The 25,998-nt window shown below is 66.3% G+C and carries 25 protein-coding genes, 1 other RNA gene and 1 riboswitch; of the genes, 15 read left to right on the forward strand and 11 right to left on the reverse strand.

Going from position 1 to position 25,998, the window contains the following annotated elements; genetic code table 11:
* Window positions 1-6: 6 nt before the first annotated feature.
* Window positions 7-1,083 carry a YjgN family protein gene (locus F7R19_RS05885; protein WP_150979633.1) on the reverse strand — a complete coding sequence of 359 codons (1,077 nt, stop codon included), beginning with the start codon at window positions 1,081-1,083 and terminating at the stop codon, window positions 7-9.
* A gap of 822 nt (window positions 1,084-1,905) precedes the next feature.
* Between F7R19_RS05885 and F7R19_RS05890 the strand changes: the two genes are divergently transcribed.
* From F7R19_RS05890 to F7R19_RS05910, 5 genes are all read left to right on the forward strand, one after another.
* Window positions 1,906-2,625 carry a GntR family transcriptional regulator gene (locus F7R19_RS05890; protein ID WP_150979634.1) on the forward strand — a complete coding sequence of 240 codons (720 nt, stop codon included), beginning with the start codon at window positions 1,906-1,908 and terminating at the stop codon, window positions 2,623-2,625.
* A gap of 64 nt (window positions 2,626-2,689) precedes the next feature.
* Window positions 2,690-4,108, forward strand: a complete 1,419-nt coding sequence (locus tag F7R19_RS05895) for a malonyl-CoA decarboxylase domain-containing protein (protein WP_150979635.1) — start codon at window positions 2,690-2,692, stop codon at window positions 4,106-4,108.
* Between the two features lie 139 nt (window positions 4,109-4,247).
* Window positions 4,248-5,255 (forward strand): Bug family tripartite tricarboxylate transporter substrate binding protein, encoded by a 1,008-nt coding sequence (locus F7R19_RS05900; RefSeq protein WP_061952749.1) that lies wholly within the window; start codon window positions 4,248-4,250, stop codon window positions 5,253-5,255.
* Entirely contained in the window at window positions 5,255-6,037 is a 783-nt protein-coding gene (locus F7R19_RS05905; protein WP_150979636.1) for an enoyl-CoA hydratase/isomerase family protein, read from the forward strand. Before F7R19_RS05900 ends, F7R19_RS05905 begins: the two co-directional genes overlap by 1 nt.
* Before the next feature lie 102 nt (window positions 6,038-6,139).
* Window positions 6,140-7,693 carry a malonate--CoA ligase gene (locus tag F7R19_RS05910; RefSeq protein ID WP_150979637.1) on the forward strand — a complete coding sequence of 518 codons (1,554 nt, stop codon included), beginning with the start codon at window positions 6,140-6,142 and terminating at the stop codon, window positions 7,691-7,693.
* Between the two features lie 58 nt (window positions 7,694-7,751).
* Here F7R19_RS05910 and F7R19_RS05915 read toward each other — a convergent pair whose 3' ends face one another.
* From F7R19_RS05915 to F7R19_RS05935, 5 genes are all read right to left on the reverse strand, one after another.
* The gene (locus F7R19_RS05915; RefSeq protein WP_061952743.1) at window positions 7,752-8,444 is read right to left on the reverse strand and encodes an SIMPL domain-containing protein; all 693 of its coding nucleotides are present in this window, start codon (window positions 8,442-8,444) and stop codon (window positions 7,752-7,754) included.
* A 136-nt stretch (window positions 8,445-8,580) separates the two neighbouring features.
* Complete coding sequence (locus F7R19_RS05920) at window positions 8,581-9,054, reverse strand: EVE domain-containing protein (protein WP_061952741.1); 474 nt, start codon at window positions 9,052-9,054, stop codon at window positions 8,581-8,583.
* A gap of 95 nt (window positions 9,055-9,149) precedes the next feature.
* Window positions 9,150-9,367: non-coding RNA, 6S RNA (ssrS, locus tag F7R19_RS05925), on the reverse strand.
* Window positions 9,368-9,688: 321 nt separating this feature from the next.
* Window positions 9,689-10,012, reverse strand: coding sequence for a cell division protein ZapA (locus F7R19_RS05930; protein ID WP_061952739.1), 324 nt, complete (start codon window positions 10,010-10,012; stop codon window positions 9,689-9,691).
* The gene (locus F7R19_RS05935; RefSeq protein WP_061952737.1) at window positions 10,009-10,332 is read right to left on the reverse strand and encodes a hypothetical protein; all 324 of its coding nucleotides are present in this window, start codon (window positions 10,330-10,332) and stop codon (window positions 10,009-10,011) included. Before F7R19_RS05935 ends, F7R19_RS05930 begins: the two co-directional genes overlap by 4 nt.
* 207 nt (window positions 10,333-10,539) lie before the next feature.
* Window positions 10,540-10,824: riboswitch (cobalamin riboswitch) on the forward strand.
* A gap of 79 nt (window positions 10,825-10,903) precedes the next feature.
* Here F7R19_RS05935 and F7R19_RS05940 point away from each other — a divergent pair.
* The 7 genes from F7R19_RS05940 to F7R19_RS05970 are packed head-to-tail and all read left to right on the forward strand — an operon-like array spanning window position 10,904 to window position 17,773.
* Window positions 10,904-12,904: a TonB-dependent receptor plug domain-containing protein gene (locus F7R19_RS05940; RefSeq protein WP_150979638.1), complete on the forward strand. Its 2,001-nt coding sequence runs from the start codon at window positions 10,904-10,906 to the stop codon at window positions 12,902-12,904.
* Between the two features lie 3 nt (window positions 12,905-12,907).
* Window positions 12,908-13,915, forward strand: coding sequence for a FecCD family ABC transporter permease (locus F7R19_RS05945; protein ID WP_150979639.1), 1,008 nt, complete (start codon window positions 12,908-12,910; stop codon window positions 13,913-13,915).
* Entirely contained in the window at window positions 13,912-14,721 is an 810-nt protein-coding gene (locus tag F7R19_RS05950; protein WP_150979640.1) for an ABC transporter ATP-binding protein, read from the forward strand. The genes F7R19_RS05945 and F7R19_RS05950 overlap by 4 nt, the downstream gene beginning before the upstream one ends.
* Window positions 14,718-15,347, forward strand: coding sequence for a cob(I)yrinic acid a,c-diamide adenosyltransferase (gene cobO / locus F7R19_RS05955; protein ID WP_061952729.1), 630 nt, complete (start codon window positions 14,718-14,720; stop codon window positions 15,345-15,347). Before F7R19_RS05950 ends, cobO begins: the two co-directional genes overlap by 4 nt.
* Before the next feature lie 15 nt (window positions 15,348-15,362).
* Window positions 15,363-16,427 (forward strand): nicotinate-nucleotide--dimethylbenzimidazole phosphoribosyltransferase, encoded by a 1,065-nt coding sequence (gene cobT / locus F7R19_RS05960; RefSeq protein WP_061952727.1) that lies wholly within the window; start codon window positions 15,363-15,365, stop codon window positions 16,425-16,427.
* Between the two features lie 9 nt (window positions 16,428-16,436).
* Window positions 16,437-17,213 (forward strand): adenosylcobinamide-GDP ribazoletransferase, encoded by a 777-nt coding sequence (locus F7R19_RS05965; protein WP_061952725.1) that lies wholly within the window; start codon window positions 16,437-16,439, stop codon window positions 17,211-17,213.
* Window positions 17,198-17,773, forward strand: coding sequence for a histidine phosphatase family protein (locus tag F7R19_RS05970; protein WP_150979641.1), 576 nt, complete (start codon window positions 17,198-17,200; stop codon window positions 17,771-17,773). The genes F7R19_RS05965 and F7R19_RS05970 overlap by 16 nt, the downstream gene beginning before the upstream one ends.
* Window positions 17,774-17,986: 213 nt before the next feature.
* Here F7R19_RS05970 and F7R19_RS05975 read toward each other — a convergent pair whose 3' ends face one another.
* The 4 genes from F7R19_RS05975 to cobU are packed head-to-tail and all read right to left on the reverse strand — an operon-like array spanning window position 17,987 to window position 21,610.
* On the reverse strand, window positions 17,987-18,886 hold the full coding sequence (locus F7R19_RS05975; RefSeq protein ID WP_061952721.1) for a cobalamin-binding protein: 900 nt from the start codon (window positions 18,884-18,886) through the stop codon (window positions 17,987-17,989).
* The gene (gene cobD, locus F7R19_RS05980; protein ID WP_150979642.1) at window positions 18,883-19,896 is read right to left on the reverse strand and encodes a threonine-phosphate decarboxylase CobD; all 1,014 of its coding nucleotides are present in this window, start codon (window positions 19,894-19,896) and stop codon (window positions 18,883-18,885) included. The genes F7R19_RS05975 and cobD overlap by 4 nt, the downstream gene beginning before the upstream one ends.
* Entirely contained in the window at window positions 19,893-20,882 is a 990-nt protein-coding gene (locus F7R19_RS05985; protein WP_150979643.1) for a CobD/CbiB family cobalamin biosynthesis protein, read from the reverse strand. Before F7R19_RS05985 ends, cobD begins: the two co-directional genes overlap by 4 nt.
* Complete coding sequence (cobU, locus tag F7R19_RS05990) at window positions 20,879-21,610, reverse strand: bifunctional adenosylcobinamide kinase/adenosylcobinamide-phosphate guanylyltransferase (RefSeq protein WP_150979644.1); 732 nt, start codon at window positions 21,608-21,610, stop codon at window positions 20,879-20,881. Before cobU ends, F7R19_RS05985 begins: the two co-directional genes overlap by 4 nt.
* Window positions 21,611-21,791: 181 nt before the next feature.
* On the opposite strand from cobU, the gene F7R19_RS05995 reads away from it, so the two are divergent.
* Window positions 21,792-23,294: a cobyric acid synthase gene (locus tag F7R19_RS05995; protein WP_150979676.1), complete on the forward strand. Its 1,503-nt coding sequence runs from the start codon at window positions 21,792-21,794 to the stop codon at window positions 23,292-23,294.
* 35 nt (window positions 23,295-23,329) lie between these two features.
* Window positions 23,330-23,992 (forward strand): ParA family protein, encoded by a 663-nt coding sequence (locus F7R19_RS06000; protein WP_150979645.1) that lies wholly within the window; start codon window positions 23,330-23,332, stop codon window positions 23,990-23,992.
* Here the strand turns inward: F7R19_RS06000 and F7R19_RS06005 are convergent.
* Window positions 23,967-24,521, reverse strand: a complete 555-nt coding sequence (locus F7R19_RS06005) for a GNAT family N-acetyltransferase (protein ID WP_061952713.1) — start codon at window positions 24,519-24,521, stop codon at window positions 23,967-23,969. The genes F7R19_RS06000 and F7R19_RS06005 overlap by 26 nt on opposite strands.
* Before the next feature lie 175 nt (window positions 24,522-24,696).
* Here F7R19_RS06005 and F7R19_RS06010 point away from each other — a divergent pair, with 175 nt between their 5' ends.
* Window positions 24,697-25,893: a PepSY-associated TM helix domain-containing protein gene (locus F7R19_RS06010; protein WP_150979646.1), complete on the forward strand. Its 1,197-nt coding sequence runs from the start codon at window positions 24,697-24,699 to the stop codon at window positions 25,891-25,893.
* The last annotated feature ends 105 nt before the right edge of the window (window positions 25,894-25,998 follow it).

Below are 25,998 nucleotides of genomic sequence, written 5' to 3' on the forward strand. Positions count from 1 at the left end.
TCCCGATCAGAGTGCGATGTCGATGTCGTACCAGTCGACCGCCGCATCGCCGAGCGCACCCACGTGCTGCTGTTCGCCCGCCACGAAATCGTCGAGCTGGCCCACCGCGATCATCGTCATCGATTCCACGCGATAGCGCACCGACCGCACGCGCGCGAACGGATAGAAGAGCCCGAGCGTCAGCATCGTCAGGATCAGGTTGGTCAGCACAATCACGAACAGGCGGCCGGCGCGCACATCGCTGGCAAAGCGATGCGGCGCCAGCGTCGTATGGTTCCACAGGAGGTTTTGCATCTTGGCCTGGAAGTACGGTCCGATCAGCATCAGGCCCGCGTACATGCCAAACACCATCAGTGCAATGCCCAGCGCCACCGCACCTGTCGACGAGCCTGAAAACAGCCCGAGGGTGCTGCCGACGATGCCGCCGCCGATCAGCAACGCCAACACCATTCCCACCGTACGCAGATACACGCCATAGAACGCGCCGGCCGTGGCGTCGAATGCGAATGGCGCCGTGCCGAAGCGAGTGTTGCGGTGCTGGTATTGCTTGAAGCGCTGATGCGCGAACGGCGCCAGCAGATAGAGCGACAGCACCGTCAGGATCGGCCAGAGCAGAAAGACCAGATAGCCCTCGCTGTCCTTGCCGGTGAAGGCGAAGCGCAGTCCACGATAGCTGGAATTGGCCATCCGGAACCGCAGCGAGCGCACCAGCAAAAAGGGGAAAGTAGCCGCCGCGACCAGCGCGATCAGCGCGCCGAAGGCGGGGGATGCTGCCATCGCCGCCTGGTAGCCGAGGATCAGCACGAAGATGATCGCGCGACCCTTCAATATCGCCTTGGCGCTGCCGTGATAGTCGAAGCTGGCGCCATCGAGCGAGGTGTTCCGATAGAAGTACTGCAGCGTGCGGACCTTGGCCCACGCCGAATAGATGCCGAACGTGACGATGGTGAGCAGCGTGTTGACGATCCAGATCCGGAAGTATTCCGAGCCCGATCCCACGAAGGAAAACTTCAAGTGCCGCGGCGTGGCGTTGGCTTGACCGCCGAAGTCGGCGCTCAGGGTGAATCGATCTTCCCAGTCCATCAAATGACCTCTCCGTGTTTGGATTTGCTTGGCGCCTGTTCGGTTGGCTTTCGGCGCTTGTTTCACAATTGCAACCACTTGGTGCGTGGCGTTCATGCGCTGTGCGCCGCATTCTCGCATCGCAGCGTGAGGTTTTGGCCACAATCGGTGAGCTGACGGCGTCAGATGCCATTCGCAGCGTCCGCGAGGTCGTAACGACGAAGAAACATCCTGTTACATAAACCGTCATGTGTAACAAGTATAGAACCGTCCACGTCAATAAAATCAACGTCTTACAGACGATGGCACGGTCCTCGCTATAGATCCTGTTACAAGAAAGCGAGGCGGCAAGCAGCCGCTTGCGGCGATACCACAGGGTGAGCGCGCAGATAAAAGCGCGGGTGTCGCGGCAACCGACGAAAGCGAAAACGGGAAAAAGCGCGGGAAAATCTGCACCGGAAACGGTGCTTGAACGGGGCGGGCGCAGGGCAACGCCGGAAAACAATCTGACCCACATGCGTCCGGCGCGCCTGGCCCGACGCCAAAGAGATCGTCGCGGCTGTTCTTTCACGTGCGGGCAATTCTTCTGCAGGGAGGCAGGGGAATTGCCCGCCGCACCTCTGGCCACACGTCCCCTTTTTCGATTCCCCTTCATCACGGCCGCGGCGCGAGCGCTCATGTTCGATGGCCCGTCGCGCGCATGACGTCAGCACGCCACGGCAGTGCCCCGATTCCGCGGCGCAACATCGAAACCGCTTGCGGCGCGCAAGACCTTCTCCATAATTATGAATTATTGCGGCGAATGCGCCGCTCGGAGCAGGTATCTTCCGCCCAGGAGGCGTGATGCGAATCGTCCGGCAGGCGCTTTATCTGGAAGTGGCCGACAGGCTGCGCGCAATGATCGACGAGCGCGCGCTGATGCCGGGCGCATGGATCGACGAAGTCGCGCTCGCCGCCTCGCTCGGAACGTCGCGCACGCCAATGCGCGAAGCGCTCAAGGTGTTGGCCGCCGAAGGGCTGGTGCGGCTGGAGCCGCATCGCGGCTGCTTCGTCAATGCGCTGTCCGAACAGGATCTCGACGAGATCTTTCCGCTGATGGCCTTGCTCGAAGGGCGCTGCGCCTACGAGGCCGCCCGCAATGTCACGCCGGCCGATCTCGATGCGCTGGAAGGCTTGCACGCCGATCTGTCGCGATACGCGCAGGCCGGCGACATCGACGCGTACTACGAAACCAACTACCAGATCCACGAGGCCATCCAGCGCCTTGCCGGCAATCGCTGGCTGTCCGGCGTGGTCAGCGATCTGCGCAAGGTACTGCGGCTGTCGCGCCACAAGAGCCTGAAGTTGCCGGGCCGCATTCATGAATCGTGCGCCGAGCACCTGTCGGTATTTTCAGCCCTGAAAGCCCATGATCCGGAGGGCGCCGAGGCGCTCATGAAAACCCATGTGTTGCGCCAGCGCGGAGCGCTGCGCGCGCTCGACAGCGCCGAGCATGCCGGCGATGCCGCCACCGACGCCGCGCAACCGGGCGGCAACCATCTGCGCGTAGCCGGGCAGGGTTGAGCCTGCCGTCGATGCGAATTCCCGTTGCAGTTCTCACCGTCAACCGATTGAGCAGGATGCCCACATGATCGTCCTCGATCCCGCAGACCAACAAAAAGTGAGCGCACCGCTGGAAGCCAGCGAGCCCGTCAGCGATACGCTGTTCTCGCGATTTGGCCGGTGGTGGGGCCGTAAGGGCGACGATGCGCAAGCGCAGAAAGCGGCCAGGGTGGAGCCCGCGCCGACGTTGTCGACGCGCGCCGTCAAGCGCCAGCGCGATCAGTTGCGCCAGTGTTTCGATGCGAGATTGACCGATGGCGCCGCCAATGCCGCCGCGCAATCGTGGCAGGACGAATACCAGGCCGCCCCGGAGCCGTTGCGCCAGGCGATGCTTGGCGTACTGGCCGAAGTGGCCGCCGGGCGCGACGCCGCCGGGACACAGGGTGGCAGCGCTTCGGGCCTGTCGCAGGCGTTGTCGAACGCGCGCATCCGCTTTTTTAAGCGCTTTGCCGCGCAGCATGGACAACGCGGCGACAGCGCATGCGGCCTGCATTTCCTGATCCAGCTGCGGGCCGATATGCTGCGCTGGCACAAGCGCATTCCCGGTCTGCGAGAACTCGACGAGGACCTTGAGGCGCTGTTCTCCAACTGGTTCGACGTGGGACTGCTCGAATTGCAGCCGATCACGTGGGATTCCCCGGCGTCGTTGCTGGAAAAACTGATTCGTTACGAAGCGGTGCACGAAATATCGTCGTGGAACGACATGCGCAACCGACTCGATTCCGATCGCCGCTGTTACGCGTTCTTCCATCCGCGCATTCCGCGCGAGCCGCTGATCTTCGTCGAGGTGGCCTTCGTGCCCGAGATGGCGGCCAACGTGCAGGCGCTGCTCGACGAAGCCGCACCGCTGGAGGACCTGCGGCGCGTCAAGTGGGCGATCTTCTATTCGATCTCGAATACCCAGGCGGGCCTGCGCGGCGTCAGCTTCGGCAATTTCCTGCTCAAGCGCGTGATCGAGGAATTGCAGCGCGAATTTCCCAAGCTCAAGCAGTTTGCAACGCTGTCGCCGATTCCGGGGTTTGCCGATTGGCTGCGCAAGCAGGATGGCGAAACGATCGCCCGTATTCTCGGCGACAAGCGGCTGTCGCGCTGGCGCGAGCGACATGCCGACGCGCCGGCCGATGGCGCCGCGTGGCTCGCCGCCTTGCCTGCCGATGCGCAGGACCCGGTGATCCGCGATACGGCGCTGACGCTGGCCGCGCATTATCTGGTGCGCGCCGGCGACAAGGGCATGCCGACCGATCCGGTGGCGCGTTTCCATCTCGGCAACGGCGCGTGCGTCGAACGCTTGAACTGGGCGGCCGATCTGTCGCGAAAAGGCCGCGCGCAGGCGTGCGGCATGATGGTGAACTATCTTTACGTGCCGGATGCGCTGGACGACAATCTGGCTCGCCTTGGCGACGGCAATCCGCGCATCAGCCGGTCCGTCGCCAAGCTGCTGTGACCCCGGGGTCGGGCACAGCCGGCAGGCATGACAAGCCGGTGACACGATTCAAGCCGGCAGATGATTTTTTGTCGGGTGATAGTTGGGTGAAGTACTTCGATTGACTTTCCACGCAGTGAGTAGAGAGAGGAGACAGTACATGAATCGTCAGCGCAGTCTGACCGCGTTCGCGCGTGTCTTTGCAGTAGCCGGCCTGATTGCCGGCACCGGGGCAACCCTGCATGCGCCGGCCGCGCACGCCGCCGATCCGTGGCCGAACAAGCCGATCACCGTGATCGTGCCGTTCCCGGCTGGCGGCGGCACCGACGCGTTTGCGCGGCCGCTGACCGCGCAGCTTTCCAAGCAGCTCGGCAAGCAGTTCGTGATCGACAACCGCGGCGGCGCGGGCGGCACCGTCGGCGCCAGCATTGCGGCCAAGGCCGCGCCCGATGGCTACACGGTCTTCATTGGCGGTGCGCACCATGCCATCGCGCCGTCGTTCTACAAGAAGCTCGACTACGACATCGAGAAGGACTTCATCCCGATCACCGTGATCGCGCAACCGCCGCAGGTGCTGGTGGTGAATCCGACCAAGGTGCAGGCCACCACGGTCAAGGAACTGATTGCCTATGCCAAGGCGAATCCCGGCAAGCTGAACTACGCGTCGGCTGGCAACGGATCGTCGCACCATCTGGCCGGCGAGCTGTTCAAGCTGCAGACGCAGACCGATCTGACCCACGTGCCGTATAAGGGCGCCGGTCCCGCGCTGTCGGACCTGATCGCGGGCCAGGTGGACCTGATGTTCGATGGACTGGGATCGTCGGCGCAGCATATCCGCGCGGGCCGCATCCGGGCCCTGGCGGTGGCATCGAAGACGCGCTCGGCCGCATTCCCGAATGTGCCGACGGCTGCCGAAGCGGGCGTGCCGAACTACGAGGTCTCGACCTGGTACGCGCTGTGGGCGCCCAAGGGCACGCCCAAGGAAATCGTCGACAAGCTCTACGCCGAAACGGCCAAGGCGCTGCACAGCCCCGAGCTGAAGGCGGTATGGCTGCAGAATGGTTCGGACACGCCGCAGTTCACGCCCGAACAGTTCGCGCAATTCCAGCATGCCGAGATCAAGCGCTGGGCAGACGTGGTGCAGCGCTCGGGCGCGAAGATCGACTGATGGGCGGCACTGTCACGTTCGCGCGCGACGGGGCCACGGCCCTGGTCACGCTATCGCATCGGGGCAAGCTCAACGCGATTTCGGCCAGCATGTGGCACGCGCTGGCGACCGGCTTTGCCGAGCTGTCGGCCGATACGTCGCTGCGCTGCGTGGTGGTGCGCGGCGCCGATGGCAACTTTGCCGCGGGCGCCGATATTGCCGAATTCCCGACCGTGCGCGGCGACGAGGCCGCGGTGCGTCGCTATCACATGGAAACCATCGCGCCCGCGTTGCAGGCGATCGCCGAATGTCCGCATCCGACACTGGCGGCGATCGAAGGCGTATGCGTGGGCGGCGGCCTCGAAATCGCCTGCCATTGCGATCTGCGCATCGCCGCGTCGGGCAGCCGCTTCGGCGTGCCGATCAATCGGCTGGGATTTCCGATGGCGCCGGGCGAACTGCGCGGACTGCTGGCGCTGGCCGGGCGCGCGGTGGCGCTGGAAATCCTGCTGGAAGGCCGCGTGTTCGACGCCGACGAAGCCGCCCGCAAGGGACTGATGACGCGCGTGGTGCCCGAAACCGCGTTCCATGACGAGATCGCTGCGACCATCCAGCGTCTGTGCGCGGGCGCACCGCTGGCCGCGCGCATCAACAAGGCGACGATCCGCCGCCTGTCGCCCGAGCCGGCGCCGCTCACGCAGGCCGATCTCGACGCGCATTTCCGTTACGCCACGAGCCGCGACCATGCCGAAGGCGTGGCGGCCTTCCTGGCGCATCGTCCTCCGGATTTCACCGGGGAGTAATATCCCGGCCGGCCCGCTATCATGGCCGGCTGCCACCGACGCCGTTGCCTGGCGTCAGCCATCCTTGCCACATCGGGCACGCCATTTTTCTTGCCTTGCACCATGAACGCCAATCTGTTCGCCCTGTTCGAAAGCCGTTTTCCCGCCGACCGCAGCGCCTGCTGCATCGAGACCCATGACGGGCTCTACTACACTTGGGACGACCTCGACCGCGCTACCGCCAAGCTTGCCAATCTGCTCACGGCGCTGAAGCTGCCGGCCGGTGCGCGCGTGGCCGTCCAGGTGGAGAAATCGCCCGAAGCGCTGTTCCTGTACCTGGCCACGCTGCGCGCCGGCTATGTGTATCTGCCGCTGAACACCGCGTACCAGGAAGCCGAGATCGATTACTTTGTCGGCAATGCCGAGCCGTCGGTGGTGGTTTGCAGCAGCAGCAATTTCGGCTGGGTCTCCAAGGTTGCATTTGCGCATAACACCGCGCACGTGTTCACGCTCGACGAAAACCGTACGGGATCGCTGTTGCAGCGCGCCGCCGCGCAGCCGGACACGTTCGAGACCGCGCAGCGCGGCGACGACGATCTGGCCGCCATCCTGTACACGTCCGGCACCACAGGCCGCAGCAAGGGCGCGATGCTGACGCACCGCAACCTCGCATCGAACGCCCTGACGCTGCACGAGTACTGGGGCTGGCGCAGCGATGACGTGCTGCTGCACATGCTGCCGATCTTCCACGTGCACGGGCTGTTCGTCGCCTCGCATGGCGCGCTGCTGGCCGGCGCGAAGATGATCTGGGCGCCGCGACTGGACATGGCGCAGATCCTCAAGTTCATCCCGCGCGCCACGGTGATGATGGGCGTGCCGACGTACTACGTGCGCATGGTGCAGGAGCCGCGTTTCGACAAGGAGCTTTGCCGCAACATGCGCTTGTTCGTGTCCGGCTCGGCACCGCTGCTGCTGGAAACGTTCGATGCATTCCGCGAGCGGACGGGACACACGATCCTGGAGCGCTACGGCATGAGCGAAACCATCATGCTGGTTTCCAATCCGTACGATCCCGCGCAGGGCGAGCGCATCGGCGGCACCGTGGGCATGCCGCTGCCCGGCGTGTCGGTGCGGGTGGTCGATGGGGAAGGGCAGCCGTGCGATGCGGGGGCGATCGGCAATGTGGAAGTGAAGGGTCCGAACGTGTTCAAGGGCTACTGGCGCATGCCCGAAAAAACCGCCGAGGAGTTCACCGCGGATGGGTGGTTCAGGACCGGCGACGTCGGCCGTTTTGGCGGCGCGATCGTCAGTCAGGCGGGTGAGCGTCGTGTGCCGGACAACTATCTGACCATTGTCGGCCGTAGCAAGGACCTGATCATTTCCGGCGGCTATAACGTCTATCCGAAGGAAATTGAGAGCTTTATCGACGAGATGCCCGGCGTGGTGGAATCGGCCGTGATCGGCGTGCCCCATGCGGATTTCGGCGAGGCCGTGGTGGCCGTGGTGGTGCGCAAGCCCGGTGTCGAGATCGACGAGGCGGAGATGATCGGCACCCTCAAGGGCCGCATCGCCAATTTCAAGGTGCCCAAGCGCGTGCACGTGGTGGACGAACTGCCGCGCAATACGATGGGCAAGGTGCAGAAAAACGTGCTGCGCCAGCAATATTCCGCCCTGTAGGCAAAGCATTGGGCGCTGTCCTCGCCGATGACCGGCGCAGGACAGCGCGCGGCGCGCGTTACTTCGCCATTTGCACCGACCCGTTGACCGACACGGTCACCTGGGTCTTGCCGCCTTCCACCGGGATCGGCGCGCCGGCATCGGCGGCCATGGCCTTGGCCGCGTACATGCGCGGCATCGGCGGGATCATGCCACCCGATTCATTGATCGAGACTTCCCGGATCGTGTAGCTGCTGTAGCCGAACAGTGCCGTGCTGGCCTGCGCCTTGTCGCGGAACGCCGCTACGGCCTGGTCCGCCAGTTTCTTCTCGGCCGCAAGGCGCGCCTCGCGCGACAGCGAGAACGCGATGTTCTGCACCTGCATCTGGTTGGCAAGTTCGCCGGCGAGCTTGGAGACGGCGCCAAAATCCTTCGACTTCAGGATGATTTCGGAGCGGCCGCGCCACGTACTGATCTTGCCGTTGCGGTCGGTGTTCGGATGAATCGTGAATCCGCCCGATTGCGCTTCGACGCCCGCGGTGCGCTTGGCTTGCGCCAGTGCCGCCTGGGTGCGCGACGACAGCGCGTTGGAGATGGCGGATGGCTCGGCGCCTTCCTGCTCGGCAGCGAGCGTGAGCTGGACGACGTCGGTCGGCACTTCGGTGACTGCCTGCGCAGACAGCGACAACACGCCCGAGGGCGCCGGCACCGTCTGGGCGCCAGCGATTGCAGCGGTCGTGCCGAGCAGCGACGCAGCCAGAAATTTCTTCATGGAGTTCTCCCGATCAAATGTGATGGCTGTCAGACGCGTGCCCCTGCAAATCGTTCCCGTGCGGGAGGTTGCGCGCGCCGTGCGGGACATGCAACGCGGCATTGTGCGCGGCGCTGGCCCGGCACGGCGGTCCGGCTTACTTCATCAGTTTTTCGGTGATATAGCGCCACTCGGCCGGCGTCACCGGCGTGATCGACAGGCGGTTGCCGCGGCGTAGCACGACCATGTCGGCCAGCGCCTCGTGCTCGCGCAGCGTCGCCAGCGGAATCAGTGCGCTCTTCTTCACGAAGCGCACATCCACCAGCGACCAGCGCGGCTCTTCCTTTTTCGACGCCTTGTCGTAATAGCTGCTTTTGGGATCGAACTGCGTGGCGTCGGGATAGGGCTGCGAACATACCTCGGCAAGCCCGGCAATGCCGGGTTCGGGGCAGGACGAGTGATAGAACAGCACGCCGTCGCCGATGCGCATCTGATCGCGCATGAAGTTGCGTGCCTGGTAGTTCCGGACGCCGGTCCAGGGCAGGGTGCCCTGTTCGGCAAGATCGTCGATACTGGCCTCGTCCGGTTCGGACTTCATCAGCCAGTACTGGCGGGCGCGCTGGTCAGTCATGGATGACGAACGTGCTGGGTTGATCCGCGGCGATGCGCGGCAAATGCGGAAATGAAAAGGCGGTGGTTCGAACCACCGCCTCTTCACCACTTGAAGGGGTCCCCGCCTCGGCCGCTGGGTCGGCATCCTGAACCCAAGTGAGGTTCAGAGTGGCTGCGGAAGTCGTATTTCGGGTACATCGCCCACTCAGGGAGTCCAGGCTGGGCCCAGACTATGAATGCGGTAACGCGCTCGCCCACACGACATAATCCCGCACCATGCAATGCATATCGGTTCAAGGAGTTTATGACCCTCACGAACCAGGCAGGGAAACTGTCAAACGTCTGACGTTGGTTCCTGTGCGTGCAATACGCTTGGGATGTCAGACGTTTGCCGTTTCAAACTAGGATGGGATGGAAACGGCGGCCAGGCACGATAACCCGACCATCCAGCTGCTTCGGTCGCATGCACCGCGCAGTGGCTCCACTATACACCGCGACGTCAGGCATACCAAGTCGGACGTGCCGCGTCGTTACATTTTCCACAACGCCTGGCAACGCACCGCATGGCGCGCGGCACAGGCTTCACATGCACGTGATATGTGGCCATGGCCGCGCAATTCAAGCATGCGCCGACGTTTGCCCGCTGCAGCCGGCTAGCGCGTGCCGACGTGCGCGTATTGCCGCAGCGCCTCGTCGGCGCGCTCGTTCAGTTCGCGGATACGCGCGCGCACGGCGTCCACCGGGATCGCGCCGTCTTCGTCCTGCTTGCGGCGCATGGCCAGCAGATCAGACGCAATGCTGATGGCGGCCATCACCGCCACGCGCTCCACGCCCTTGGACGCGACGCCGCCCTTGAGCTTGTTCATCTTGTCGTCGACCAGCGCCACGGCTTCCAGCAGCGCGGCTTCGTTGTCCGCGGAGATCGCGAAGCGGTAGGGCTGGCCCGCGATGTTCACTTCCACTTGCTTGTTGCTCATGCATGTTCTCCAGGGGCTTGCTGCGAGCCTTCCGATGCGGCGCGCGGCGCGCGGTCGCCAAGCAGGTCCAGCTGGCGCGCATCGCTGGCGGTGGGCAGCTTGTCCAGGATGGACTGGATGCGCAGTTGCGCTTCCTCGATCTTGATGTTGAGCAGTTCGCGGTCGGCCGCCATGGCTTCGCGGTCCGCGCGCAACTGGCTCGCCTCGGCCTGCAGGCGGTCGATGTCCGCGCGCAGCCGCTGGTTCTCGGCAGCCAGGGTGTCTGCGTGATGCAGTACGCGCCCGATCTTGGCGGCCAGCTGTTCGAGTTCGTTGAGCATAGTGCCTGTCGTGTCCGGTAGGAGTAAGGGTCAGGTTTTGGGGATTCTAGCCGATGCTCGCGCAACGGCTACCGGCAACGCCGCCGGTTCGGACCGGCGTGTCGCCCCGAAGTTGCACGGATCTGCGGCGATTGGCGCAATTTCGCGCGTCAAACACGGTTATCGGCATACCGGACCTCCGCATTGACGATAACTTTGAAACTCCCTACACTCGCGCACGTTCCAGGTGCTCGCGGACCTTGCCCAGTCGGGGCCGCAGTTCAACGGGAAACAGGGAGCCGGCGCTCGACGTGGAGGTCGGGGCGGGCCAACCTGTGCTGCCCCCGCAACGGTAAGCGACCGCGGCCGCGCATCGAGCGCGTCCGCAGGGCCGGCCAATCGCCACTGATCTTCTCGTCACGATTCTTCAGTTCTGAGGTGTCGCGCGCCGATCGGGAAGGCGGCCAGCCTGATGTCGTCAGCCCGGATACCGGCCTGAAGAACGCGGGCGCCTGTCCCTTCGGGACGGCGCGCCACATCGCCATCTGGCCCGCGGGGGAACGGGCCCGGCCGTTCTCTTCCATCCTTGCTCATGCGTTCCACGCCATTGAGGTCGACCGTCGCGGCAATGCCGCCGGTTTGCCCGTCCACGCCCGCCATCCTGGCGGCCATCGCCGTATTGTCGTACCCGTTCTGCGCTGCATCGGCGCTGGCTCAAGGTGCCACCGCCGACGAGGCCACGGCCACCGCGCCGTCTCCAGCCACATCCTCGGCCGCGTCTGCCTCGACGCCAGCCACATCGTCGCCCGCGCTGACGCCAACGGTCGTCACCGCGTCGCGCACCGCGCAGCGTGTCACCGACGCGCTGCCCCACACGACGGTGGTCACGCACGAGGACATCGTCAATTCCCAGGCGCCCGACCTGCGCTCGCTGCTGCGCGGACAGGCCGGCGTCGAGTTCGCGGCAAATGGCGGCATGGGCGCCAACACCACGCTGTTCATGCGCGGCGCCAATTCCAACCAGGTGCTGATCCTCGTCGATGGCGTGCGCATTGCCGGCGCCAGCGGCGGCACGGCGCAACTTGCCAACATCCTGCCGGACCAGATCGACCATATCGAGGTGGTGCGCGGCAACGTGTCGGCGCTGTACGGATCGGACGCGATCGGTGGCGTGGTGCAGATCTTCACCAAGAATGGCGTCGGACAGGCGCCGGCGGCCAATGCGCAGATCGAATACGGCAGCAACAACACGCGCCAGGGCACGGTGGGTTACGGCGGCCAGGTGGGCGATACGTCATTCAACGTGACCGGATCGATCTTCAAGACCGATGGCTTTTCGTCGATCAACGCCGCGCAGTGGAATGCCGACAACCCGCGCAGCGTCGCGCGTGGCGTGGGTCCCAATCCCGGCGACAACCCGTACGAAAACAAGAGCGTGTCGGGGCAGGTGCGACACAAGATCACGCCGGACTGGGACGCCGGGTTCGCGGCGTATTACTCGAATAGCCAACTGTCGTACGACACCACCAGCGGCAAGCCGACCGACGACTATCGCATGGACAGCGAGCTGTACACGCTGTCCGCATTCACCAATGGCAAGGTGACGTCGAACTGGACCACGCATTTCAAGATCGCGCAGAGCCAGGACCGCAGCGAAGGCACCAAGAACGGCCTGTTCGACAGCCTGTTCAGCACGCGCACGCGCCAGTTCAACTGGCAAAACGAATACGCGTTGACTCCCGACCACAAGCTGCTGTTCGGCACCGACTGGCTGCAGCAGGCGCTGACATCGAGCGCCTACAACGCGCCGGTACGCAACGTGTTTTCGGTCTACGCCGGCTATGAGGGGCGCATCGGCCGCAACCAGCTGCAGCTCAACGCGCGCAACGACCACTATTCCGATTTCGGCAACCAGGGCAGCTTCTTTGCCGGTTACGGCTTCGACCTTACCGAACAGCTCAAGCTGATTGCCAACGTCAGCAACGCGTTCCGTGCGCCGACCTTCAATGAACTTTATTACCCCGGGTTCGGGCAGCCCAACCTGAAGCCCGAACGCGCGAAGTCCGCCGAGGTGGGCGTGCAGCTCGATACGGCCGGCGCCGGGCTGCTGCGCGTGACGGCATTCGAAACGCGTTACGACGACCTGATCGTTTCCACGCTGACCGCGCCGGGCCTATATCTGGCGCAGAACGTCAACAAGGCGCGGGTGCAGGGCGTCGAGGCGTCGTGGCGCGCGACAGTGTGGGGCACGGATCTCGGCGCGAACGTCACGTTCCAGAATCCGCTCGATGAAACCAACAACACGCAGTTGCTGCGCCGCGCGCGCCGTCATGCGTCGTTCGACGTCGGCCGCAACTTCGGCAACTGGCGTTTTGGGGGCGAATGGCTGATTTCTTCGTCGCGGCTCGACAGCGGCTCGCGCACGCTGGGTGGATACGGTATCGTCAACCTCAACGCCCGTTACAACATCGACAAGCAATGGTTTGTGGCCGCCCGCGTCGAAAACCTGTTCGACAAGAACTACATGCTCGCCTATCCGTACAACACGCAGGGCCGCGCCGGGTTCATCACGCTGGGGTGGCGGCAGAAATAAGCGATGAGTGAATTGCGCCGCGCGCTGATCGTCTGGAGCGTCCTGGCCCTGGCCGGGTTGGCGGTGTTCGCGCTGTCGCTGGCCGTGGGCAGCGTCGCGCTCGACGCGCGCCAGCTCTGGCAGGCGCTGACCGGCGCGGATACGGGCACGGCCGGCGCGATCGTGCGCGAACTGCGGCTGCCGCGCGCGGCGGCGGCATTCGCGTGCGGCGGGCTGCTGGCCCTGTCGGGCGCGCTGATGCAAGTGCTGCTGCGCAATCCGCTGGCCGAGCCCTATGTGCTGGGCGTATCCGGCGGCGCCTCCACGGGCGCGCTACTGGCGATGCTGCTGATGCTACCGCTGTGGCTGGTGCAGGCAGGCGCGGCCGGCGGCGCGCTGGTTTCCATGCTGCTGGTGGCCACGCTGGCGCGCCGCGATCTGCTGCATCCACAGGTGCAGGGCGGCCACCATGAAGCCGGCGCGCGGCTGCTGCTGACCGGCGTGATCCTCGCTGCGGGCTGGGGCGCGGTGATCACGCTGATCCTCGCGATCGCGCCGGAGTCACGCCTGCGCGGCATGCTGTTCTGGCTGACCGGCGACCTGAGCGGCACCGCCGTCTATGGCTGGGCGTTGGCCACGCTGATCGCGGCGCTGGCGCTGGCCATGCCGATGGCGCGCGCGCTCAACGTGATGCTGCTGGGCGAAACCGTGGCGCAATCGCTCGGCGTGCGTGTCGGGCGCGTGCGGCTGGCCACTTTCCTGATCGCGTCGCTATCGATTGCGGCGGCCATTACCACGGCCGGGTCGATCGGCTTTGTCGGCCTGGTCGTGCCGCATATGGTGCGTCTGGCGTGGGGCAACGACCAGCGCCTGTTGCTGCCGGCGTCCGTATTGCTCGGCGGGACGCTGCTGATGGCGGCCGACCTGATCGCGCGCACGATCATCGCCCCGGCGCAACTGCCGGTCGGTGTCATCACGGCATTGCTGGGTGTGCCGACATTTCTCTATCTGTTGCTGCGGAGGCCGCGATGAGCGATTGGTCCGAGCCGCTCGCGGCGTGTCCCGTGCTGGCGTTGCACGACGTGCGGCTGCGCACGCCCGGCCGCATGCTGGTCGATCGCCTGTCGATGTCGATTGGCGCGGGCCAGCTGTGGTGCATCGTGGGGCCGAACGGCGTGGGCAAGTCCACGCTGATGAACGTGCTGGCGGGCCTGCGCGCGCCCGACGACGGCGCGGTGGCGCTCGATGGCGCGGCCCTCGCGCATATTCCGCCGGCCGTGCTGGCGCGACAGCGCGCCTATCTGCCGCAGGCGGTGCACGACACGTTCTCGATGAGCGTCGAGGATGCGGTGCGCATTGGCCGACATCCGCATCTGAATGGCTGGGGATGGGGACGCCGCGATGACGACCGCATCGTGCGTGACGTCATCCACGAACTCGATCTCGACACGCTGGCGGAGCGCGATGTGCTGACACTGTCGGGGGGCGAGCGCCAGCGCGTCTCGCTGGCCGCCGTGCTGGCGCAGCAGGCGCCGCTGCTATTACTCGACGAACCCGTGGCGCATCTGGATCTGCGCCATCAGATCCAGGTGCTCGATTTGCTGCGTCGCCTGACGCAGGCCGGCCGCCACGCCGTCGTGGTGATCCTGCACGACCTGACGCTGGCGCTGCGTTACGCCACGCATGCGCTGCTGATGGCCGAAGACGACCACGCGCTGCATGGCCCGGCGCAAGATGTACTCACTCCCGCACAGTGTTCGCGAGCACTGCGTACCCCTATCATCCGCATCAGCGACGGTTCGCATGTCGCTCTGGTGCCTGACGGAAGCCATTCATGAGCGATATCGAATCCACACCGGCCGACGACGGCCGCGATGAACGCCACAAGACGCGCATGGTGCGCAAGAAGGAAGTGGTCGATGCCAAGATCGCCGCCGCGCAGACCGAACGCGGCGTGATTGTAATCACCACCGGCAACGGCAAGGGCAAGTCGAGTTCGGGCTTTGGCATGGTGATCCGGGCGATGGGGCACGGCATGCGTGCCGGCGTGGTGCAGTTCATCAAGGGCGCGATCCCGAGCGGCGAGGAAATGTTCCTGCAGCGCTTTCCCGATCAATGCGAGTTCCATGTGATGGGCGAGGGCTACACGTGGGAGACGCAGGATCGCGCGCGCGACGTTGCCAAGGCCGAAGCCGCATGGGAACTGGCGCGCCGCATGCTGCGCGACCCATCGATCGGGCTGGTGCTGCTCGACGAACTGAACATCGCCCTGAAGTTGCACTATCTTGATGTCGACGCCGTGATCGCCGATCTGCGCGCGCGCCCCGCCATGCAGCATGTGGTCATCACGGGCCGCGGCGCGCCGCCGGCGCTGGTGGAGGCGGCCGACACGGTCACTGACATGACGCCGGTAAAGCACGCATTCCAGCAAGGCATCAAGGCCCAGCGCGGCGTTGAAATGTAATCCGAACCTGTAGTCATGACCCATATTTCCGAATTCGCCCTTGCCCTGCCACCGATCGCACCGCTCGATGAATCGCTGCGCGCCGCGCTGCAGGCCGCCATCGACGACAAGACCAAGCCGCCCGGATCGCTGGGCCGCCTGGAATCGCTGGCGATGCAGATCGGCCTGATCCGCGGCGAAACCGTGCCCGAACTCGATCGTCCGGCCATCATCGTGTTTGCCGGCGACCACGGCGTGGCCGATGCTGGCGTCAGCGCATTCCCGCCCGAAGTCACCGCGCAGATGGTGCTGAATTTTCTCGGCGGCGGTGCGGCGATCAACGTCTTCACGCGGCTGCACGGCATGGCGCTGGAAGTGGTGGACGTTGGCGTGCGCGCGCCGCTGCCGGCGGCGCCGGGGCTGGTCAACTGCCGCGTGGCCAATGGCACGCGCAATTTTGTCGATCAGCCGGCCATGACGCCGGCCGAGGCGGGCGCGGCGATCAACGCCGGCATCGCCCGCGTGCTGCGCCACGCGCAGCAGGGCACCAACGTGATCGGCTTCGGCGAGATGGGCATTGCCAATACGTCGGCGGCCGCCTGCCTGATGAGCCGGCTTGTCGGCCTGCCGCTGGAGGCATGCATCGGTCGCGGCACGGGGCTGGACGATGCGGGCCTCGCGCGCAAGCGAGAGGTGTTGTCGCAGGCGCTGGCGCGTCATCCCGATGTGACCGATCCGCTCGATGTGCTGGCCACCTTCGGCGGCTTCGAGATCGCGGCGATGACGGGCGCCTATCTGGCCGCCGCCGCCAGCCGCATGGTGATTCTGGTCGACGGTTTCATCGCCTCGGCCGCTTTGCTGGTGGCCGCGCGCATTGACCCCAACGTGCTGCAGTACTGCGTGTTCTCGCATTGTTCGCACGAGCAGGGGCACCGCGCGTTGCTGGCCGAATTCAAGGCCGAGCCACTGCTGGCGCTCGACCTGCGTCTGGGCGAGGGCACTGGCGCGGCGCTGGCATGGCCGCTGGTGGCATCGGCCGTGGCGTTCCTGCGTGAAATGGCGACGTTCAGTGGCGCGGGCGTCAGCAACGCACCGGCATAGGCGACGACCATGGCTGACGAATTCCGTTTTTTCCTGACCGCCGTCGGCTACTTCACGCGAGTGCCGTTGCCGCGACGCCTGTCGGCATGGGTGGGATTCGAGCCGCATTATCTGAACGCCGCGGCGCGATATTTCGCGCTGGTGGGATTGCTGGTGGGCGCAGCAGGCGCGCTGGCAACCTGGGCGGCATGGCAGGTCTGGTCGCCGCCGGTCGCCGTGGTGCTGGGCATGGCCGCCACGCTGCTGCTGACTGGCGCATTCCATGAGGACGGCCTGGCCGATTGCGTGGATGCGTTCGGCGGCGGCTATCGGCGCGAAGACGTGCTGGCGATCATGCACGATTCGCGCGTGGGCGCGTTTGGCGCCATCGCCATCGTCATCGCGCTGTTGCTGAAATGGCAGTTGCTGGTCTCGATCGGCGAGGCACAGGGCGTGGAAGCCCTGCTCGCAGTGCTGATCGCGGCCCACGGCGCCAGCCGTGCGATGGCCATCACGTTCCTTGCCACGCACGACTATGTGCGGCCCGAAGGCAAGGCCAAGCCCGTGGCGCAGCGCTTGGCCGGCCCGGGCCTGCTGCTTGCGCTGGCGTGCGGCGTGCTGCCGCTGCTGTGGGTGTCGCCGCTGTTCGCCGGCGTGGCAATCCTGGTGCTGGCCGCGCTGCGCGCTGCGCTGGGCGCCTACTTCGTCCGACGCATCGGCGGCTACACCGGCGATTGCCTCGGCATGGCGCAGCAGCTGGCCGAACTATCGATTTACCTCGTGGCGGCCGCATGGAAGTGGTACTGATCCGCCACGCCGCGCCGGACGTGTCGCCCGGCATCTGCTACGGCAGTCTCGATGTGCCGCTGGCCTCGCCGATGTCTCCTGCGGCCGCGGAGATTGTCGCGAAGCTCGCACCCCCCGATCGCATCGTCGCCAGCCCGGCCGCGCGCGCCATGCAGACCGCGACGCGTCTGGTGGCCTGCATGGACAACGCGCCCGACATCGAGATCGAGCAGCGTCTACGCGAACTGCATTTCGGCGCTTGGGAAGGGCTGGCATGGGAGGCGATCGGGCGCGATGCGCTGGACCTCTGGGCCGCCGACCTGATGAACGCCCGCCCGCACGGCGGCGAAAGCGCGACGCAGGCGATGGGGCGTATCGGCGCATGGGCCGACTCGCTCGACGCAGCGTCTGACGAGCGCATATGGGTCATCACGCACGCGGGGCCGATGCGCATGCTGGCAGCCCGATGGCTGGAACTGCCGCTGGAAAAAACGCTCGGATGGCGCCTCGCATTTGGCGCGAGCTGCGGATTTCAGGTGACGCCTGCATCGGCGTCGTTGTCCTGGTGGAATTGCCGCTGAACCTGCGCCCAGCCCCGGTGCGGCCGACAGCGGCGCGTGCGCTTTACAGGCCCGGCGGCCGGGACGGAAAGCGAATGTCTATATAGGCCTTGGCGCAGACGTACACGGGGCGGTACGGCCAGACTTCCGCACCGTACAGCTTCGCCATATGTTCCAGTTCTTCGTTGATGATGGCTTGCGGCAGCGAAGACCGGCGCCGAAGCGCACGGCGTATCAGCGGCCGCGACGCGACCTTGCGATATCGAGATCCTTGCAGATCTCCTCGGCGCCTTTCACCACGCGCGGCCCGGCGCGATTGATCAGATCGCCGTCGATCACGAACAGGTTGTTGCGCGCCACGGCTGTCACCTGTTTCCACTTTTCCCACTGCGAAAAATCGGCCAGCGGCTTGTCGGGGCGCGTGGCGCCCATGCCGGCCGTCAGCATGACCTCCGGATTGCCGGCGATGACCGATTCCACCGTGACAGTCGGCACCAGCGGCGTTTCGCTGGCAAACAGGTTGCGGCCGCCGCACAGTGTCAGCAGATCGCTGACCAGATGCCGGCCATTCAGTGTCATCAACGGTTGCTGCCAGACCTGATAGAAAACCGTCACGGCGGGCCGCTGCGCATACGTCCTGCGCAGTGTCTCGACCTGCTGGCGAAACTCACCGGCGGCGCGATTGGCCACCGCTTCCGTGCCCATCAGCGTGCCGAGTTTTTCCAGGTTCTCCGGGATCGATTCGAGCTTGCGCGGCTCGCTGAAGAACAGCGGCATGCCAAGCGCGCGCAGCCGATCGGTCTGCTTTTGCGCATTGCCATGACGCCAGACCACGATCAGATCCGGTTTGAGCGCGGCGATACGTTCGAGGTCAAGCGCCTTGTTGTCGCCGACGCGCGGAATGTCGCGTGCTTGTGGCGGGTAGTCGCTGTAGCTGACGGTGCCCACGATGCGCTCGCCGCCGCCGGCCGCGTAGATCAGTTCGGTCACGTGCGGCGCCAGCGAAACGATGCGCCGGGCGGGCTGCGCAAGCGTGACGGTCTCCCCGGCATCGTCCACGACGGAGACGGCCGCGTGCGCGTGAACGGTGGCGAGCAGCGTGGCGAAAACCAGCAGGGCGGACGTGCACTTCATCGGATTCGGTTCAGGATGTGATCGAGCGCGGCGTCGAGCCGTTGCCACGCGTTCGGATGGTCGGGCGGTAGCCCGAAGCGAAGGCTGGCCGGGCAGTCGCCGGCCGCATCGAACAGGCGCGTCCAGACGCCCAGTCGTGCCAGTTCGTCGTGCAGCACCGATGCGCGATCGTCGGGCACCCAGCAAAACAGCGGTTGCGAAACGGTGCGCAGCCCGTGGCCGGTCAGCAGCGCGGCCAGGCGCTCGCCCTGTACGCGCAGCGCGGCACGCGTGGCAGTCTGCCAGGCATGGTCGGCCAGCGCGATGCGGGCGATGGCACGGGCCGGACCCGAAACGGTCCAGTGCCCAAGCCGCGCGGACAATGCGTCGAGCAGATCGGGCGCGGCCAGTACGAAGCCGCAGCGGATGCCGGCCAGGCCGTAGAACTTGCCGATCGAACGGAGCACGACCAGCCCCGGCTTGTCGCTGTGCGCTGCCAGCGATGCGGCGGCGGTGCAATCGATAAAAGCTTCGTCGACGATCAGCGTGGACAGTTGCGCATGCCAGCGCAGCAGGATGTCGGCCGACACGCAGCGCGCGGTGGGGTTGTTGGGATTGACCACGACAAGGTGATCGAGCCCTTGCGGCAAATCGGCGCGCGCGAAATCGGCTTCATCGAGCGGCACCACGGTGTGCCCGGCCTGTGCAAAGGCGGGGGCGTATTCGCTATAGCCCAACGCCGCGACCCCCACGCGCCCCGGGCGCAGCAGTGCCGGGAGCGTGCGGATCGCCGCCTGCGAGCCGGCTACCGGCAGGGCGCGCGGTGCGCCGTAGGCGAGCGCCGCGATTTCCGCCAGGCCGTCGTCGTCCTGCGGCAGCCGTTGCCATGCATCGACCGGAAGCGCTGGAATCGGATAGCAGGTGGGATTGATGCCGGTGGACAGGTCGATCCAGTCTTGCGCCGGACGGCCGTAGCGCTTCACGGCCGCCAGAAGATTGCCGCCATGGCGAATCGGTGTGGCGCCGTTCATGCCAGACCTCGCAGCGTCGCCAGCAGCGCAGGCCATTGTGATACCAGCGGCGCGCTCAGCATCGCCACGCCGAGCCAAAGCCACAAGGTGCGCTGCACCAGCCGCAGGCACGCGCGGACGTGCGCAGCGTTGGGGGGGGCGCCGATGCCCAGCGGCGGCCGCTCTTCCCATGCGCCGTGATAGTGCGCGCCGCCGCCCAGCGCCACGCCAATCGCCCCCGCGCCGGCAGCCATGACCGGTCCCGCGTTGGGACTCGACCACGCACGCGCCTGGACACGCCAGCAGCGCAATGCCGGCGCGGTGGCGCCCAGCAGCGCGTAGGACAGCGCCGTCAGACGCGCGGGGGCCAGGTTCAACGCGTCGTCGATGCGCGCGGCCGCCCAGCCGAACATTTCCCAGCGTGCAGTGCGATAGCCCCACATTGCATCGAGCGTATTGGCCAGCCGGAACACGATCACGGCGGGCGCGCCGCCCACCAGGAACCAGAACAGCGCGCCGAAGATCGCGTCGTTGCCGTTTTCCAGCGCCGATTCGCACGCGGCGCGCGCCAGCGCTTCGGCGTCGGCGTCGGCGGTGTCGCGCGAGACGATGCGCGCCGTCAGCCCGCGTGCGGCAGGCAGGTCGCCGCGCGCCAGCGCATCGGCGATCGGCGCGATGTGCTGGGTCAGGCTGCACGCGCCCAGCGCGCAGTACAGGGCCGCCACATGCAGCAGCCACGCCAGCGCGGGATGCAGCGCGGCGGCCATGGCGAGCAGCCAATACGCGGCCGCGGCAGGCACCAGCACCATCGACGCCCACGCGGCAAGACCGGCGATGCGCTGACGCGCCGCGCCGCTTGCGGGACGATTGAGTCGATTGGCCAGCGCCGTGGCAATGCGGCCGAATCCGACCAGCGGATGCCAGCGGCGCGGCTCGCCCAGCCAGCGGTCCAGCAGCACGCCGGCAAGCGCGGCCGCCACGCAGGCCGGCCAGGACAGCATGATCATCGTGTGTGACTGCCTCGCGGCGAGGGGTCCTTGATGGCCACCGGAATGCCTGCCACCAGCAGGCGCACGCGATCGGCGGCGGCGGCGAGCTTCTGGTTCAGGCGGCCCAGTTCGTCGACATAGAAGCGGGTGATCGCGCCCATCGGCACCACGCCAAAGCCGATCTCGTTCGAGACCAGGATCACATGGCCCGGCAGCATCGGCAGCGCCGTCATCAGCGCGTCGATTTCCTCGGTAAATGCGGGCGGCGGCGTGATGACGCCATGCTCGGGGTATTCGCGATGGTCGCCGAAAAGCAGGTTGTTGAGCCACAGCGTCACGCAGTCCACCAGGATGCAGCCGTCATGACGCGCGTGCGCGTACAGCGCGTCGGCCAGATGGACGGGCTCTTCGACCAGCGTCCAGTCCGCCGGACGCCTGGCGCGATGCAGGGCGATGCGCACTTCCATTTCCTCGTCGGCCGGCTCCGCATCGTGTCGCGCCGTGGCGATGTAGGTCACCGGGCCGCGCGTGGCGGCCGCATGATCGGTGGCCAACTGCTCGGCGAAATGGCTCTTGCCGGAGCGCGCGCCACCGAGCACCAGCGTCAGTTCGCGCGGCGTGGCGCTGCCGGTTTGCGGCTGCGGGGCGGGTGCCGTTTGCGGTTCGCTGGCCGTGGCGGCGCCGGTCGATGCGACGTCGGCGGCGGCTGCCAGATTGAGCGCCTGAGTGGAGGCCGTGGAGTTCATGCGGCGTATTGTAGCCGCCGCATCCGGCGCCCGCATGCATGGATCTTGCAGATTGGAACGCAGATAACAGCGCAGGTTGCGGCCGGGCGGCAGGCCGTGCTGCGATAATCGCGCGATGCAAAATGCCACCTCGAACCAGCCAGTCTTTCCGTATGCCGCGCGTGCGCTGCGCGGCACCCTGATGATCCAGGGCACCACCTCCGACGCCGGCAAGAGCACCGTCGTGGCGGGCCTGTGCCGCGTACTGGCGCGCGCGGGCGTGGCGGTCGCGCCATTCAAGCCGCAGAACATGGCGCTGAACAGCGCGGTGACGGTCGACGGCGGCGAGATCGGACGCGCGCAGGCATTGCAGGCGCAGGCGGCCGGGCTGCAGCCGCATACCGACATGAACCCGGTGCTGCTCAAGCCCAGCAGCGATATCGGCGCACAGGTGATCATCCACGGCCGCGCGCGCATGGATCTCGATGCGCGCGCCTATCACGCCTACAAGCCGCGCGCGATGGCCGCCGTGCTGGAAAGCCACGCGCGGCTGCAACAGGCGTACGGCGTGGTGGTGGTGGAGGGCGCCGGGAGTCCCGCCGAAATCAACCTGCGCGACCGCGACATCGCCAATATGGGTTTTGCCGAGCGCGCCGATTGCCCGGTGGTGCTGGTGGCCGACATCGATCGCGGCGGCGTATTCGCGCATCTGGTGGGCACGCTCGATTGCCTGTCCGACAGCGAGCGCGCTCGCGTGACCGGCTTCATCATCAATCGATTCCGCGGCGACATCGGCCTGTTGCAGCCAGGGCTGGACTGGCTCAGCGCCCGTACCGGCAAGCCCGTTTTCGGTGTGCTGCCCTACCTGCACGGGCTGCACCTCGATGCCGAGGACGCGATCGTCAGCGCCCAGGTCGCGCGCCGCGCCGGCGCAGAGGGAGAGCGTCTGCGCGTAATCGTGCCGGTGCTGCCGCGCATCTCGAACCACACCGACTTCGACGCGCTGCGCGCGCATCCCGATGTCGATCTGCAGTTCATTGGCCCGGGCATGCCGATTCCGCCCGCGGACCTGGTAATCCTGCCCGGCAGCAAGAGCGTGCGCGCCGATCTGGCATTCCTGCGCAGCCATGGCTGGGATCGCGCGCTGCTGCGCCATTTGCGTTACGGCGGCAAGCTGATCGGCATCTGCGGCGGCATGCAGATGCTGGGCCGTCGGGTGCATGATCCGGACGGCCGCGAGGGCCCTGCGGGCGCAAGCGAGGGGCTCGGCCTGCTCGATTTCGACACCACGCTGGCGCCCGACAAGCAGTTGCGGCGCGTGACGGGGCGCCTGGCGGTGGACATCGGGAGCGACGAAATCGATGTGGATCGGTTGGCGGGCGGCGCGGCGGTCGATGGCTATGAAATCCATCTCGGCGTGACCGCAGGGCCGGGGCTCGATCGTCCGGCGCTATGGCTCGACGACAACGGCGTCAGCCGGCCCGATGGCGCGGTATCCGACGACGGGCAGGTGCTGGCCACCTACGTCCACGGCGTGTTCGACAATCCCGCTGCGTGCGGCGCGCTATTGCGCTGGGCGGGGCTTTCCGGGGCCAATGGCGTGGATCTCGATGCGCTGCGCGAGGCGTCGATCGACCGGCTGGCCGACAGCATGACCGATCACCTCGACCTTCGGGCGATGTTCGCGCCGCTGCAGTCCCGCTAGAATCGCGTCCATCTGCTGGATGTCGGAGGACTTTCATGCCGGTCGTCGTCATCGCCAATCCCAAGGGCGGCGTGGGTAAAACCACGCTTGCCACCAATCTGGCCGGGTATTTCGCCCGCCACGGACACGCCGTGATGCTCGGCGACACCGATCGCCAGCAGTCGTCGCGCGCCTGGCTGGGCCTGCGCCCGGCATCGGCGCCGCCGATCCGCAGCTGGGACATCGACGCCGACCACATCGCCCGTCCGCCCAAGGGCACCACCCATGTGGTGCTCGATACACCAGCGGGCCTGCACGGCTGGCGTTATGGCGACGTGATGAAGCTGGCGCACCGCGTGGTGGTGCCGCTGCAGCCGTCGATGTTCGACATCCTGGCCACGCAGGACTTTCTGGAAAAACTGGCCGATGACAAGCGCGTCCGCCATGGCGAAGTCAGCGTGGGCGTGATCGGCATGCGGGTTGACATGCGCACGCGCGCCGCCGAGCAGTTACAGCGCTTTGTCGAGCAACTGGGCCTGCCGGTGCTGGGCTACCTGCGCGACACACAGAACTACGTCCAGCTGGCAGCGCACGGGCTGACGCTGTGGGATGTGGCGCCATCGCGCGTGGCGCGCGATTGGGAGCAGTGGCAGCCGATCCTGCGCTGGCTCGATGGCCATCCGCCCGCCGCAGCTACGGGCCCGGTGCCAGGCGGCTGACCAGCGCGTCGACGTCGTCCCACGTGACGCGACGGATCGCCACCATCAGGTCTGTGCCGGGAAACGGATCGTTGAAGCTGTCCGATTCCACCCCGCCGAGGCGCCGATAAAATTCGCGCGCTTGCGTATTGCCTTCCAGCACGTACAGAAACAGCGGCTTGCCCGGCCACTGGCTGGCCACGCGCGCCGCGCAATGGGCCATCAACTGCTTGCCATAGCCCTTGCCATGGTGCGTGTGGAGCACATGCAGATTGTCGACATAGACGCCGTAGCCGGGCTCGGCAAGCGGCATCAGGCATGAAAATCCCGCCGGCTGGCCGTCGATGCGCAGGATCGTGACGTCGAGCGGCGCTTCCGCTCCTTCCAGCATCCGGGCGCGCCAGGTGATGCGTCGTTCATTCGCGGCGTGGTGTTCGAGATATTCGGCGGGAATCAGGCCGGCGTAGGCATGACGCCAGCTATCGGCGTGCATGGCGGCAAGCAGGTCGGCGTCGGCAGGCGAGGCGGGAACCAGTTCGATCAGGGGCATGGCGGAAGCAGGCAGCGCGTGGGCGAAAGATGGCAGGGGGCGCGACTACGATCTTAACGTCACGCTGCTAGAATCGCGAATTCTTCGCATTTGCGTTTGCGTGTTGGCGCACAGATGTGATTTCCACGCCTGATGCGGCGCCGCAGCATCGCATCCCAAGAGAAAGTTTCCAAGCATGGTCACCGGTCGTCTACGCGCCGTCCTCGTCAAGCTGCACCTCTACATCGGCCTGGTGTTCGGCTTGCTGTTCATCCTGATGGGCCTGAGCGGAACGGCCATCTCGTGGCGCGACGAAATCGACCAGTGGCTCAATCCGGACCTGCTCCAGGCATCATCGGCCACGCGCATCCCGGTGGGCGCCGCGACGGTGGAATCGATCACCGGCAAGCTGATGGCCGATCCGCAGTATGGCAAGCCGAACCTGCTGATGCTGCCGATCGACCAGCACGACGTGTTCATCGCCTATTACCCAATCAAGGGCGAGCAGGCCGGCGCGGGACGTTTCCGGCAGGTGATGATCGATCCCATCACGCTGGCCGTGAAGGGCGAGCGTCTGTGGGGCGAGCCCGGCCTGTCGCGCCAGCAGATCATGCCGACCGTGTTCCACCTGCATCGCTATCTGCTGTCCGGCGACACTGGCAAGACGATTACCGGCATCACCGGGATGATGCTGCTGGTGGCCGTGCTGTTGGGCGTGGTGCTGTGGTGGCCCAAGCTCAAGCTGCGCGCGTTGAAGCAGTCGGTCCGCGTCGCGCATGGTGGCTCGTGGTCGCGCTTTGTCTATACGCTGCACCGCGCCGGCGGGATCTTCGTGGCGCCCGTGCTGGCGACCATCGCGTTTTCGGGCTGGTATCTGAATCTGCCGAAATGGGTCACGCCGATCATTGCCAGCGTGATGACCGTGAGCCCGCCTGCCAAGCACCAGTCCGATACGCCGCCGCCGGGCGTGCATGCGATCACGCCGGCGCAGGCCATGACGGCCGCGCAGCAACAGTTCCCGGGCGCGCTGGTGACGCGCGTCAGCCTGCCGCGCAAGCCGGGCGATGCGTACGAAGTGCGCTTGCGTCAGGAAGGCGAAGTGCGCGCCGACAGTGGCGCCACGCGGCTCTGGCTCGATGCCTACACGGGGCGCCCGCTCGGTGTGCGCGATCCGCACGATGCGCAGCCGGGCGACACATTGATCAACTGGCTGTTCCCGCTGCATACCGGCGAGGCATTCGGCGTGTGGGGACGCGCGTTCATCACCGTGTTCGGCCTGGTGCCGCTGGTGTTCGCGCTGACGGGCGTGCTGATCTGGTGGAAACGCCGCAGCGGCCACCGTCGTCATCTGGCGCGCGAAAAGGAGCGGTCGGCGCGCTCGGCGCGCGCCTGAGCGGCGCGCGATCGCCATCGCCAGAAACGACGAGGGCCGGAGAGAATCCGGCCCGTTTCATATGTGCGGCGCCGATCAGCGCCGATCAGCGCCGACCGGCGAGTC

Origin of the sequence: Cupriavidus pauculus, assembly GCF_008801835.1 — a bacterium.
GTDB lineage: Bacteria > Pseudomonadota > Gammaproteobacteria > Burkholderiales > Burkholderiaceae > Cupriavidus > Cupriavidus pauculus.

Coding starts and splice junctions, on each gene's coding strand:
- F7R19_RS05885 (WP_150979633.1), bottom strand. CDS start 1,083: ATGGACTGGGAAGATCGATTCACCCTGAGCGCCGACTTCGGCGGTCAA.
- F7R19_RS05890 (WP_150979634.1), top strand. CDS start 1,906: ATGCGAATCGTCCGGCAGGCGCTTTATCTGGAAGTGGCCGACAGGCTG.
- F7R19_RS05895 (WP_150979635.1), top strand. CDS start 2,690: ATGATCGTCCTCGATCCCGCAGACCAACAAAAAGTGAGCGCACCGCTG.
- F7R19_RS05900 (WP_061952749.1), top strand. CDS start 4,248: ATGAATCGTCAGCGCAGTCTGACCGCGTTCGCGCGTGTCTTTGCAGTA.
- F7R19_RS05905 (WP_150979636.1), top strand. CDS start 5,255: ATGGGCGGCACTGTCACGTTCGCGCGCGACGGGGCCACGGCCCTGGTC.
- F7R19_RS05910 (WP_150979637.1), top strand. CDS start 6,140: ATGAACGCCAATCTGTTCGCCCTGTTCGAAAGCCGTTTTCCCGCCGAC.
- F7R19_RS05915 (WP_061952743.1), bottom strand. CDS start 8,444: ATGAAGAAATTTCTGGCTGCGTCGCTGCTCGGCACGACCGCTGCAATC.
- F7R19_RS05920 (WP_061952741.1), bottom strand. CDS start 9,054: ATGACTGACCAGCGCGCCCGCCAGTACTGGCTGATGAAGTCCGAACCG.
- F7R19_RS05930 (WP_061952739.1), bottom strand. CDS start 10,012: ATGAGCAACAAGCAAGTGGAAGTGAACATCGCGGGCCAGCCCTACCGC.
- F7R19_RS05935 (WP_061952737.1), bottom strand. CDS start 10,332: ATGCTCAACGAACTCGAACAGCTGGCCGCCAAGATCGGGCGCGTACTG.
- F7R19_RS05940 (WP_150979638.1), top strand. CDS start 10,904: ATGCGTTCCACGCCATTGAGGTCGACCGTCGCGGCAATGCCGCCGGTT.
- F7R19_RS05945 (WP_150979639.1), top strand. CDS start 12,908: ATGAGTGAATTGCGCCGCGCGCTGATCGTCTGGAGCGTCCTGGCCCTG.
- F7R19_RS05950 (WP_150979640.1), top strand. CDS start 13,912: ATGAGCGATTGGTCCGAGCCGCTCGCGGCGTGTCCCGTGCTGGCGTTG.
- cobO (WP_061952729.1), top strand. CDS start 14,718: ATGAGCGATATCGAATCCACACCGGCCGACGACGGCCGCGATGAACGC.
- cobT (WP_061952727.1), top strand. CDS start 15,363: ATGACCCATATTTCCGAATTCGCCCTTGCCCTGCCACCGATCGCACCG.
- F7R19_RS05965 (WP_061952725.1), top strand. CDS start 16,437: ATGGCTGACGAATTCCGTTTTTTCCTGACCGCCGTCGGCTACTTCACG.
- F7R19_RS05970 (WP_150979641.1), top strand. CDS start 17,198: ATGGAAGTGGTACTGATCCGCCACGCCGCGCCGGACGTGTCGCCCGGC.
- F7R19_RS05975 (WP_061952721.1), bottom strand. CDS start 18,886: ATGAAGTGCACGTCCGCCCTGCTGGTTTTCGCCACGCTGCTCGCCACC.
- cobD (WP_150979642.1), bottom strand. CDS start 19,896: ATGAACGGCGCCACACCGATTCGCCATGGCGGCAATCTTCTGGCGGCC.
- F7R19_RS05985 (WP_150979643.1), bottom strand. CDS start 20,882: ATGATCATGCTGTCCTGGCCGGCCTGCGTGGCGGCCGCGCTTGCCGGC.
- cobU (WP_150979644.1), bottom strand. CDS start 21,610: ATGAACTCCACGGCCTCCACTCAGGCGCTCAATCTGGCAGCCGCCGCC.
- F7R19_RS05995 (WP_150979676.1), top strand. CDS start 21,792: ATGATCCAGGGCACCACCTCCGACGCCGGCAAGAGCACCGTCGTGGCG.
- F7R19_RS06000 (WP_150979645.1), top strand. CDS start 23,330: ATGCCGGTCGTCGTCATCGCCAATCCCAAGGGCGGCGTGGGTAAAACC.
- F7R19_RS06005 (WP_061952713.1), bottom strand. CDS start 24,521: ATGCCCCTGATCGAACTGGTTCCCGCCTCGCCTGCCGACGCCGACCTG.
- F7R19_RS06010 (WP_150979646.1), top strand. CDS start 24,697: ATGGTCACCGGTCGTCTACGCGCCGTCCTCGTCAAGCTGCACCTCTAC.